Consider the following 11,354-nt stretch of genomic DNA (forward strand, 5'->3'; position numbering starts at 1 on the left):
GCGCGCTGTCCCTCGTCGACCGCCGCGAACCGAGCCTTCACGACACCTTGGGCGAGCGGCTGCCGCGGGCCCGGGGTGCGTGAACGCCAGACCCCTGGCGTTCCGTCACCTTGCCGTCGGCGACCTCCAGGCGGCGGGTGACGTGGACGGCGTCGAGCATGCGGCGGTCGTGGGTGACCAGGAGCAGCGTGCCCTCGTAGGCGTCCAGGGCCGACTCCAACTGCTCGATGGCGGGCAGGTCGAGGTGGTTGGTGGGCTCGTCCAGGACCAGCAGGTTGACGCCCCTGCCCTGGAGGAGGGCGAGGGCGGCGCGGGTGCGTTCGCCGGGCGACAGAGTGGCCGCCGAACGCAGGACGTGGTCCCTCGTCAGGCCGAACTTGGCCAGGAGGGTTCTGACTTCGACGGGCTCCGTGTCCGGGACGGCAGCGCAGAAGGCGTCGAGCAGGGACTCCTCGCCGTGGAAGAGCTTGCGGGCCTGGTCGACCTCGCCGACCAGCACGCCTGAGCCGAGCGACGCCTGGCCCGCGGTGAGCTCGACGCGGCCGAGAAGAGCGGCCAGCAGTGTGGACTTGCCCGCGCCGTTGGCGCCGGTGACGGCCACCCGGTCCGCCCAGTCGATCTGGAGGGACACCGGGCCGAGGGTGAAGTCGCCGCGTCGGACCTCGGCGTCCCGCAGGGTCGCGACCACCGCGCCCGAGCGGGGTGCCGACGCGATCTCCATACGCAGCTCCCACTCCTTGCGGGGCTCCTCGACGACCTCCAGGCGCTCGATCATGCGCTGGGTCTGGCGGGCCTTCGCGGCCTGCTTCTCACTGGCCTCGCTGCGGAACTTGCGGCCGATCTTGTCGTTGTCGTTGCCCGCCCTGCGCCGGGCGTTCTTGACGCCCTTGTCCATCCAGGCGCGCTGCATCTGCGCCCGGTCCTGGAGGGCCGCCCTCTTGTCGGCGTACTCCTCGAAGTCGTCGCGGGCGTGCCTGCGGGCCACCTCCCGCTCCTCCAGGTAGGCCTCGTAGCCGCCCCCGTACAGGTTGATCTGCCGCTGGGCGAGATCGAGTTCGAGGACCTTGGTGACGGTGCGGCTGAGGAACTCGCGGTCGTGGCTGACGACCACGGTGCCGGCGCGCAGCCCGGTGACGAAGCGTTCCAGGCGCTCCAGGCCGTCGAGGTCGAGGTCGTTCGTCGGCTCGTCGAGCAGGAAGACGTCGTACCGGGACAGGAGCAGGGAGGCGAGGCCCGCGCGGGCGGCCTGGCCGCCCGACAGGGAGGTCATCGGCTGGTCGAGGTCGACGGCGAGGCCCAGGGAGTCGGCGACCTCCTCGGCACGCTCGTCCAGGTCCGCGCCGCCGAGGTCCAGCCAGCGCTCCAGGCTGGTCGCGTACGCGTCGTCCGCGCCCGGCGCCCCGTCGACGAGGGCCTGCGTCGCCTCGTCCATCACCCGCTGCGCCTCGGTGACGCCGGTGCGGCGGGCCAGGAACCCCCGCACGGTCTCGCCGGGCCGTCGCTCCGGCTCCTGCGGCAGGTGACCGACGGTCGCGGTCGGCGGAGAGAGCCGCAGCTCGCCCTCCTCCGGTGCGGTCAGCCCGGCGAGCATCCTGAGGAGCGTGGACTTGCCCGCGCCGTTGGCCCCGACCAGGCCGATCACATCACCGGGCGCGACGACGAGATCGAGCCCGCTGAACAGGGAGCGGTCGCCGTGGCCGGCGGCGAGGTTCTTGACGACGAGGGTGGCGGTCACAGAGGGCGATCCTAGTGGCCGCGCCGCCTCGGCCGCGTCGGGGTTCCGGGGCGCGGGGCCCCGTGGCAGGGCGCTCGGCGCCCCGTGAGGAGCACGGCAGCCGCGCCACCCGCCCGCTACGAACCCACCAGAACCCTCGCCACCAGCGGCGACGAACCCGCGGGCGACCGACGGCACGGCGCCGCGCCCCTCCTCGTACCATCCCCTAGGGGGCCACCGCCTCCACCAGTACGCTCCCCGACGTCCGGGCCACCACGAACGCCTCCCCCTTCACCGTTCTGGCGTCCAGCGCGATGCGGTGGCGGCCCGGTTCCAGGATGCCGTCGAAGATCTCGTGGGTGTGGGTGCGGTACAGGCGGTCGAGGCGGTACGCGGTGAGTTGGACCCGGCAGGGCGAGGTGACCTCGACGCCCGCCTCGCCGTCGGCGGCCACCAGGCGGGTCAGCCGGCGCTGCTCCACCGGACTGCGGTCCAGGGCGTGTTCGATCTGAGCGACGAGCAGCGGCACGATCGGCGCGAGGCCGTCGACGTACGCCACGTCGACGCCGGCGTCCGCGAAGGCACGGCGTACGGCGGCACGCTGCTGGTCTTCGACCGCGCGGCCGAAGGCGACGGCGCCGTAGGCGCGCAGCTCGTCGGCGGGGACGCCGCCCACGTCATGGGTGATGTCGGCGCCGATGCCGATGGTGCGCAGGGCGGCGGCCAGTTTGGCGAGGAGCGCGACGCGGGCCCCGATGAGGAGCACCCGGCGGCGCGGCGGCCCGGAGTCGCGGTCGAGGAGGGAGCCGAGCGCGGCGCGGTACTGGGCGCCGTGGAAGCGGAAGGGTCCGATGCCGTGGTAGCCGTTGAGCTCCAGGTCGGCTCGTTCGTCGGTCTGCCAGGCGAAGTCCCGCCAGATGTAGTCGTCACCCTGTTTGTCGATGACGGCGGTGACGGCGCCGCAGGCGAGGTCCTCGCAGTCCGGGCAGCCGTAGATCACGTATCGGCCGCCGGGCAGCGGTGCGTGGGCCTCCAGGAGCAGGCTGCGTACCTGTGCGGTGAAGATGGCGGGCGGGACGTCGGAGGCGAGCGGGGAGACGGCGTCGAGGTCGGAGAGCTGGAACAGCAGCGGGCGTCCGTCGACGATGAAGTCCACGAAGTCCCGGTGCACCTGGTAGTCACCGTTGGCGAGGACGCCACCGGCACGCATCGCCGGTGCCAGGCCGAAGGTCGCGTACTCGGCAGACATGGTGTGAGTATCCCCAGGACGGGACCGATATGAGCGCGGCATGACATATTCCGCTACATCGGGCATGGGGAGCGAGCAGGCGCCGGGGAGGCGTGCGGGGCGCGGAGGAGGCGCCGGGTTCGCCTCCTCCCGCCTGCGGGCGCGCGCTCAGCTGTATTCGTGGCCCAGCGGGTCGCCCTCCGTCTCGGTGCCGGGGCCCGGGCCGACCCTGATCTCGAAGTCTCCGTCGTACCTCTTGTGGCCCTCGATCACGGCGAGTTCCACGGCCTCCGAGCCCATCTCGTTGCGCACGATGATGGGGTCCCGGCGCAGGTCGCGCATGAGGGCGACGCACATGCCGATCATGACGAGGACGAACGGCGCGGCGGCCAGGATCGTGAGGTTCTGCAGTCCGGTGAGCGCGTCGCCCTGGCCGCTGCCCACGAGCAGCATGATGGCGGCGACGGCTCCGGTGACCACGCCCCAGAAGACGACGACGAAACGGCCGGGTTCGAGGGCGCCCCGCTGGGAGAGCGTGCCCATCACGATGGAGGCGGCGTCGGCCCCCGAGACGAAGAAGATGCCGACCAGGATCATCACGAGCAGGCTGGTGACGGTGGCGATGGGGAACTCCTGCAGCACGCCGAAGAGTTGGCCTTCCGCGGTGTCCTCGCCGCCGAGCGCGCCGCCTTCCCTCAGCTTCATCGCCGTACCGCCGAAGATGGCGAACCAGACGAGGCTGACCGTGCTGGGTACGAGGATGACGCCGCCGACGAACTGCCGGATGGTGCGGCCGCGGCTGATGCGGGCGATGAACATGCCGACGAAGGGCGTCCAGGAGATCCACCAGGCCCAGTAGAAGACGGTCCAGCTGCCGAGCCAGTCCGCGACGCCCTCGCCGCCGCTGGCCTCGGTTCGGCCGGCGAGCTGGGGCAGGTCGCCCAGGTAGGAGAAGATCGAGGTGGGCAGCAGGTCGAGCACGATGATCGTGGGACCGGCGACGAACACGAACAGGGCGAGGATCAGGGCGAGCACCATGTTGGTGTTGGACAGCCACTGGATGCCCCGCTCGATGCCGGAGACCGCCGAGGCGACGAAGGCCAGGGTCAGCACGGCGATGATCGCGACGAGCAGGCCGGTGCTGACGTCGTCCATCCAGTTCAGCTCCTGGAAGCCGGAGCCGATCTGGAGTGCGCCGAGCCCCAGGGAGGCCGCGGAGCCGAAGACGGTGGCGATGATCGCGAGCACGTCGATGCCCCGACCGACGGCGCCGTTGGCGTGCTTCTCCCCGATGAGCGGGGTGAAGACCGCGCTGATGGTCTGGCGACGGCGGCGACGGTAGGTGCTGTAGGCGATGCCGAGGCCGACGACCGCGTAGATCGCCCAGGGGTGCAGGGTCCAGTGGAAGAGGGTGGTGGCCATCGCCGTCTCCATGCGCTCGGCGGAGTCGGCGGGGCTGGTGCCCGGCGGTGGGGCGTTGTAGTGCGAGAGCGGCTCGCTGACACCGTAGAACATCAGGCCGATGCCCATGCCGGCGCTGAACATCATCGCCACCCAGGACACGGTCTTGAACTCGGGTTCCTCGCCCTCGGCGCCGAGGTGGATGCGGCCGTAGCGGCTGATCGCGAGCCACAGGGCGAACACCACGAATCCCGAGGCGGCCAGCATGAAGGCCCAGCCGCCGTTGTGGATCAGGCCGTTCAGCATCTTCGTGGACACGCTCTCCAGCGAGTCCGTGGCGGCCCAGCCCCAGATCACGAAGGCCAGGGTGATCACGGCGGTGACGCCGAAGACCACACGGTCCGTCTGGTGGCCGGAAACGTCCGACGGACCTTCCCGGCCACCTCTCTTCTTCAGGTCGTCAGTCATCTGCGGCACCTTCCCGGGAAAACGCTGGATACGCCGGGCCTCACGTCGTCTCCCAGGACCTACCACAGATTCCGCCGATCAGATCCGTTTCAGCAGTCGGTGTCGGGCTCACCTGCTGTGATGTGGTACGGGCCGCGCTCGTCGAGGAGGAGCGGGACGAGCGCGCGCAGTGACTGGCGGAGCGGGACCAGCGCGCCCGCGGCGGTCGGTCTCGCCTTCACCCCGTGCAGGGCCAGTTCATCCCTGACCTGCGTGTACTGGTCGGCGGTGAGCCGGTAGCCGCAGGGCGGGTCCTGGATCACCTCGGCCGGGTCGGGCGGGTCGTTGTCCGCGCCGCCCAGGTGGACGGGCCCGGTGTCGGTGTATCCGGCGAGGCGGGCCAGGCCGGTCGCCGCCTCGACCTGCCCCCTTCGCTCGCCGCTGAACCGGAACAGTCCCTTGAGAGCGGCGAGTTGGGAGTTCACCCGGCGCCGGTTGTTCAGGGCCTCGTCGGCCTTCTCGGCGTCCGTGAGCGGGTCGACGCGGCTCTCGATGAGCAGGCCGACCGAGTGCTTGATTCCGGACATGTTCCGCAGGATGCGTTCCTGGCCGTCACCGGCCACCTGCCTGATCGGTTCACCGGTGACCGGGTCGGTCCAGATCCCGTATGTGCCGGTGGTGTGGCCGGCGTGCGCGGCGGCGGGGCGTACGTACGACTCGGACAGGGTCTGCGCCTCCTCGTGGACGTGCGCGTCGGTGTTGAGGTTGCGCGGCCACAGGTCGAACAGGTCCTTGTCGTAGTACGGGGGTGTGGCGCCGTACTCGTGCAGGTCGTAGACGACGTCGGGGCGCTGGTCGCGGATGAGGGCGGCCATGGCGCGACCCTCGGCGGTCTGCAGCGCGAGGTGGTCGCGGTTGATGTCCACGCCGTCGCTGTTGCCGCGGGTGTCGGCGGCCCGGCCGTCCGGGTTGGCGGTGGGCACGACCAGCAGGGTGGTGTGTTCCAGGAAGTGCCGGGTGCGCCGGTCCTCGGTGTGGGCGAGGTCGCGGACGGTGGACAGGCAGGCCTCGCGGCCGGAGGGCTCGTCACCGTGCTGGCTGCACACCAGCAGCACCTTGTGGGGGCTGGGCCGGGTGCCGATGCGGACGACCTGGAGCGGGCGGCCCTGCTTCGTGGTGCCGATGCGGGCGACGGAGACCCGCTCGCTCGCCCGGTCGACGGCCGCCAGGAACTGCTGTTCCTCGGGTTGGCTGGTCCAGCGGGCGCCGTTCGACGTCTCGAAGCCGGTGCGGGGCGGGGAGTCGGTGGCGTGGGCGGGGACGGCCACGAGGCTTGCGGCGACGGCCGCCGCGGTCACGGTGAGGGTTCGGATGGTGGTCACCGGCCTCCCTCCGGGATGCGGTGGACGGTGTGCGGTGCGCCGACGCCGTGCAGCGGAGCGCCGTGCAGAGGGGTGGCAGCGGCGGACGGCGAGCCGGCGGTGGCGCGCGCGAACGCGTGGGCGCCGCCGACCAGCGGGACGCGGGCCTTCGTACGGGAGAGGTCGAGGGTGAGGGTCGGCCTGGTCGACGGGGGGTCGATGAGGTCCTTGTCCGTGCCCGCGACGATCAGGGCGAGGCGGTGACCGGCCGGGACGACGTGGTCGGTGGCCGCCAGGTCGAGGGTGATGGTGTACGGCCTGCCCGGGGTGAGCGGTTCGCCCCGCAGGTCGGAGGCGTGGTTGCCGAGGTCCGCCCAGCCCCGGCTGACGACCGTGTGGTCGACGTCGGCCGTCCTGGCCCTGGTCTCCTTGAAGCAGGCGCTGTCACCCGTGGTGCTCTCGCCCCAGCAGGTGCGCTCGGTGAGGGTGCTGATGCCTTCGCCGCTCGCGGCGTAGTCGCGGATGGTGTCGGGGCCGAGGTCGACCAGGACGGCCGACAGGTGGGCCGTCGAGGTGCTCGGGGTCGCGGTCACGGTGACCTTCGAGGAGCCGGACAGACGCAGGTCGCGGCTGAGCGGACCGGTCACGAAGCCCGCCTTGTCGGGGGTGGGCGTGTCGATGTGCGCGGCCCAGTCGGCCTCGCTGTGCTGCGGGTCGTCGGTGAAGGTCTCGGTGCCCTTGTCCTTGCGCAGGCCGAGCGTGCCCACGCCCGGGTGGGGGCCGTCGGCGGGACGCAGGGTGGTGCCGGCGGTGCCGCGCGGCGGCCAGACCTTGGAGGTGACCCACTGGTCGGGGTGGCGTTCGATGTCGGCCATCGGCTCGCGGTCGATGCCGTTGTCGTGGCCGAGGAGTTCGTGGTCGAACCAGCGGTGCAGGGTCTTCACCCATGCGGCGCGGCGGAAGTCGAAGGGGTCGACGTGGCCGGTCTGGGAGAGCCAGATCTTGCGCTCGACGCCGTGCTTCGCCAGGGCGTCCCACCACTGGCCGACGTGCTTCATCCGGACGTTGAGGTCCTGCATGCCGTGGATCAGGAAGACGCTCGCCCTGACCTTCCGCGCGTCCTTGACGTAGTCCCGCTCGCTCCACAGCGGCGTCCAGTCGCCGCTGCGCGGGGCTCCCTCGACCAGCGTCTGCTGGACGGCACCGCACTTGGCGCGGGCGTCGGGGCTGTCGACGTAGTTGGACAGCCAGTCCGGACCGGAGTCGTACAGCGGGGCGCCCTGCTGGAAGTAGTAGTCGTACCAGGAGGAGATGGCGCTGATCGGGACGATGGTCTCCAGACCCTCGACGCCGGTGGCGGCGACCCCGTTGGCGATGGTGCCGTCCCAGCTCTTGCCGATCATGCCGGTGCGGCCGTCGGTCCACGACGCGTCGGCCTCGGTGGTTCCGGTGCGGGTCGTGTACGCCGTGGCGCGGCCGTTCAGCCAGTCGACGACGGCCTTCGCGGAGAGGATGTCGGAGCGTCCGCCCACGTCCACGCAGCCGTCGGAGCGGTTGGTGCCGGCGAGGTCGACGCCGACGACGGCGTAGCCGCGGGGCACGAAGTAGTTGTCGTAGAACAGCGGCATCCGGTCGACGTCGCCGTTCGCGTCGTACGTCTTCTTCTGGCTCTCGTTGCCGCGCCCGCAGCAGGAGTAGTACGGGCTGGCGTCCATGATGACGGGCACCTTGCGGCCCTGCTGGGCGGCTTCGCGGGGCCGGACGATGTCCACGGCGACGCGGTCGTGCCTGCCGTCGCGGTCGAGGTCGAGTCCGGTGTCCACCCAGACGGCCTCGCGGACGGCGTTCTCGTACGAGTGGACGGGGCGGCTCTCCCGCGGGGCGGCCTGCGCCGTCAGGGGGGTGAGGAACGCGGCCAGCAGAGCGACCGTGGCCGCCGTCGCGAGCGGTCTCCAGATCGTGAAGCGCATGCGTATCGGCATGCGCGGACGGTACATCGGTGAACTCCGGTGCAGAAGAGGGCGGCTGACGGCGTGTGAGGTCCAGTGTGGCCGATATTCGTCCCTGGGGCGGGCCGCATCATGTCGGCCGAATGGCGATCGTGTGACGGCAGTGGTCATGGACACACCCGGGCCCCGGGTGGTGAATAGGCTCCGGACAGACTTCGGGCCCCTACGACTTGGAGCTTTCGTGCACCGCAGAATCATGGCGCCGGGCGCACTCGCAGCCGCCTCTTTGATGCTGGTGATCCCGGCGTCGGCCGCGAGCCACTCCCCCGGCGCTCCGGGCATCGGCGACCCCTACTACCCGGCGTACGGCAACGGCGGATACGACGTCTCCCACTACGACCTGCGACTGAAGTACCAGCCCGCCACGGATGAGCTGGAGGGTACGGCGACCCTGCTGGCGAAGACCACGCAGGACCTGTCCCGCTTCAACCTGGACTTCCTGCTGGACGTCAGCGAGGTCCGGGTGAACGGCCTGAAGGCGTCGTTCACGGCGTCGGGCGAGCACGAGCTGGAGATCACACCGAGGAAACCGCTGGCCAAGGGTACGGCCGCCACGGTCGTCGTGCGCTACCGCGGAGTGCCGTCCTCGAAGAAGGCGTACGGCTTCACCAGTTGGCACCGCACCCCGGACGGCGGAGTCGCGGCGAACGAGCCCGAGGCCGCCTGGTGGTGGTTCCCCAGCAACGACCACCCGCTCGACAAGGCGACCTACGACGTCTCGGCGCTCGTCCCGGACGGCACGCAGGCGATCTCCAACGGCACGCTCCAGTCGACGAGTTCACGCCTGGGCTGGACCCGTTACAACTGGCGTTCCGACAAGCCGCAGGCGACGTATCTGGCCACGCTCGCGGTCGGCAGGTTCGACATCACCACCGGGACGAGCGAGAGCGGAATCCCGGTCCTCAACGCCTACAGCAAGGACCTGGGCGGGCACGCCGGCGCGGCGCGGGCCAGCATCGAGCGGACCGGGGAGATCGCCGACTGGCTGGCCGGGTACTTCGGGCCGTATCCGTACAACGCGCTCGGCGGGTACGTGCCGAACACCGACACCGGGTACGCGCTGGAGACGCAGACCCGGCCGTTCTACAGCCCGCGGAACTTCGCGAACGGGTCGAACACCTCCCTCGTCGTCCATGAGCTCGCCCACCAGTGGTACGGGGACCTGGTGTCCGTCGAGTCCTGGAAGGACATCTGGATCAACGAGGGGTTCGCCCGGTACGCGCAGTGGCTGTGGTCCGAGCACGAGGGTGAGGGGACGGCGCAGGAGATCGCCGACTACGTGTACGCCTCACGGTCGGCCGACGACCCGTTCTGGAAGGTCGAACCCGGGGATCCGGGTCCGGAGAACCAGTTCCACAGCGCGGTCTACGACCGGGGTGCGCTGACCCTGCAGGCACTGCGCAACGAGATCGGGGACGAGGCGTTCTTCGCGATCCTGAAGGGCTGGACCGAGAAGTACGCGTACGGCAACGCGTCGGTGGCCGACTTCGAGCGGTACGCCGAGGAGGTGTCGGGGCAGCCGCTGGCGGCACTGTTCGACACCTGGCTGTTCCAGCCGTCCAAGCCGACCACCGCCGCGGCGCGCGGTGCCTCCATCGCCCGGTCGGCCGGCACCGCCCCGGTGCAGCCGAAGTCGTGGAAGAAGATCGCGGCGACGAACGGTGCGCACGATCACGGGCGTGAGCACGCGAGCGGGCACACCGGACGCGCGCACGGGCACTGACGGGCCAGGCCGTGTCGCAAAGACCCGCCTGCCCTCCGGGCGGTCGACGGGACTTTGCGGACACGACCTAGCTGGTCTCGAACGCGGCCGCTCGCGCGACCAGTTCGTCCCGGCCCATCGCGTCCGTCTCCGTCGAAGGCACCGTGCAGGCGTGGGCGCCGGCCACCGCGCCGAACAGGGCGCATCGGTGCGGCGGCTCGCCGGACAGCCAGCCGTGGAGGAAGGCGGCCGCGAAGGCGTCGCCGGCACCGTTGGAGTCGACCACCGGTGCCGGCGGCGTCACCGTGGGGACATGAGTGACCTCTCCGTCGGTCAGGAGGTACGCGCCGTCGGCTCCGGCGGTGGCGACGACCACCTGGGCTCTTCCGCGCTCGGCGATGCGGCGCATGGTCCGGGGCGGGTCCGTGAGGGCGGCGGCGGAGAGGAACACCACGTCGGCGGTGTACGCGAACGCCTCGTGGTAGGGGTTGTGTCCGTCCCAGTTGTGCAGGTCCGTGGAGAGTGTCACGCCGGCCTCGCGCAGGACGGGGAGGGCGTGCGAGCAGGGGTGCGTGATCGACACGTGCGCGTGGCGGCTCACCGCCGCGAGAGCGCGCAGTGTGTCCTCGGGGAACCGGTCGTCCGCGTGGGCCCTGCTGGTGTCGTACAGCGACAGCCGCCGTCCGTCCGGTCCGACCAGGTTCACCGCCCGCTTGGTGCCGGCGGGTTGCGGGATCGCGGTCAGGGCGATGCCGCGCTCGCGGTGCATGGCCCGCACGAGGTCGCCCTCCGGGTCGTCGCCGAGGAAGTCGAGGTGGTGGGTGCGCAGGCCGAGGCGGCTCAGTCCGAGGGCCACGAAGTCCCCGGTCTGCCCGGCGCGGGCGCGGATCCCGCTGTCGACCATGTAGCTGTCGGCGTACGGGAGCGGCAGCTCGGGCACGTGCACGATGGTGTCCACCCCGGCACCACCCAGCACGAGCACGTCGATGTCGTGAGTCAACTCCGGTTCCCCCCGTGGTCGTAGACGGTGACGTCGATTCCTCGCCGCACCAGCCGCTCTTCGACGAGCGGCTCCATGCGGGACCATGTGCCACCGGCCAACCCGCACCCTATCCGCGGCATGTGCACGGACGCGTCGAGTTCGACCGCCTTCTCACCGAGCGGCTCCAGGGCCGCGTCGATCGCCTCGTACCGCACGGGCGCGCCCCCTTGCCCCTGGTGCGGAGGCCCCGCTGCCCGACCAGGTTGGCCACCCAGACGTACGGCTCGACCTGGACGAACTGGGCCGCGCCCAGTCCGAAGTCGTTCGAGGCGCGGTCGCGGTGCCAGGCTCGGTAGGACTTCTCCGGCTCCGGCCAGCGCCGCGACACGGCCAGGACGAAGCCCTTCCCCCATCCCCCGATGTCGTTGCAGACATGGGCGATCACCTTGACGCCCTGCACCGACGCAGCGGTGGCGTCACCCCGGATGTACGTGATCTCCGACATGACGC

Annotated in this window: 7 protein-coding genes and 1 pseudogene; 1 reads left to right on the forward strand and 7 read right to left on the reverse strand. The window is 71.2% G+C overall.

The window, feature by feature from the left end; all coding sequences use genetic code 11:
- Positions 1–37: 37 nt before the first annotated feature.
- The 5 genes from ACFYNL_RS22535 to ACFYNL_RS22555 form a co-directional block, all read right to left on the reverse strand.
- Positions 38–1,735 (reverse strand): ABC-F family ATP-binding cassette domain-containing protein, encoded by a 1,698-nt coding sequence (locus tag ACFYNL_RS22535; RefSeq protein WP_388806326.1) that lies wholly within the window; start codon positions 1,733–1,735, stop codon positions 38–40.
- A 205-nt stretch (positions 1,736–1,940) separates the two neighbouring features.
- Positions 1,941–2,963, reverse strand: coding sequence for an oxidoreductase (locus ACFYNL_RS22540; RefSeq protein ID WP_388806328.1), 1,023 nt, complete (start codon positions 2,961–2,963; stop codon positions 1,941–1,943).
- A 147-nt stretch (positions 2,964–3,110) separates the two neighbouring features.
- The gene (locus tag ACFYNL_RS22545; protein WP_388806329.1) at positions 3,111–4,811 is read right to left on the reverse strand and encodes a BCCT family transporter; all 1,701 of its coding nucleotides are present in this window, start codon (positions 4,809–4,811) and stop codon (positions 3,111–3,113) included.
- Between the two features lie 89 nt (positions 4,812–4,900).
- Positions 4,901–6,172 carry a M14 family metallocarboxypeptidase gene (locus ACFYNL_RS22550; protein WP_388806331.1) on the reverse strand — a complete coding sequence of 424 codons (1,272 nt, stop codon included), beginning with the start codon at positions 6,170–6,172 and terminating at the stop codon, positions 4,901–4,903.
- The gene (locus ACFYNL_RS22555; RefSeq protein ID WP_388806333.1) at positions 6,169–8,133 is read right to left on the reverse strand and encodes a Xaa-Pro dipeptidyl-peptidase; all 1,965 of its coding nucleotides are present in this window, start codon (positions 8,131–8,133) and stop codon (positions 6,169–6,171) included. Before ACFYNL_RS22555 ends, ACFYNL_RS22550 begins: the two co-directional genes overlap by 4 nt.
- Positions 8,134–8,341: 208 nt before the next feature.
- Between ACFYNL_RS22555 and ACFYNL_RS22560 the strand changes: the two genes are divergently transcribed.
- Positions 8,342–9,883, forward strand: coding sequence for a M1 family metallopeptidase (locus ACFYNL_RS22560; protein ID WP_388806334.1), 1,542 nt, complete (start codon positions 8,342–8,344; stop codon positions 9,881–9,883).
- Positions 9,884–9,950: 67 nt separating this feature from the next.
- Here the strand turns inward: ACFYNL_RS22560 and ACFYNL_RS22565 are convergent, their stop codons facing one another.
- Together ACFYNL_RS22565 and ACFYNL_RS22570 are read right to left on the reverse strand one after the other, a co-directional pair.
- Entirely contained in the window at positions 9,951–10,862 is a 912-nt protein-coding gene (locus tag ACFYNL_RS22565; RefSeq protein ID WP_388806336.1) for an adenosine kinase, read from the reverse strand.
- A pseudogene (locus ACFYNL_RS22570) lies at positions 10,859–11,349 on the reverse strand (macro domain-containing protein). Before ACFYNL_RS22570 ends, ACFYNL_RS22565 begins: the two are co-directional and overlap by 4 nt.
- Positions 11,350–11,354 lie beyond the last annotated feature (5 nt).

The organism is Streptomyces sp. NPDC007808 (assembly GCF_042868655.1).
GTDB lineage: Bacteria > Actinomycetota > Actinomycetes > Streptomycetales > Streptomycetaceae > Streptomyces.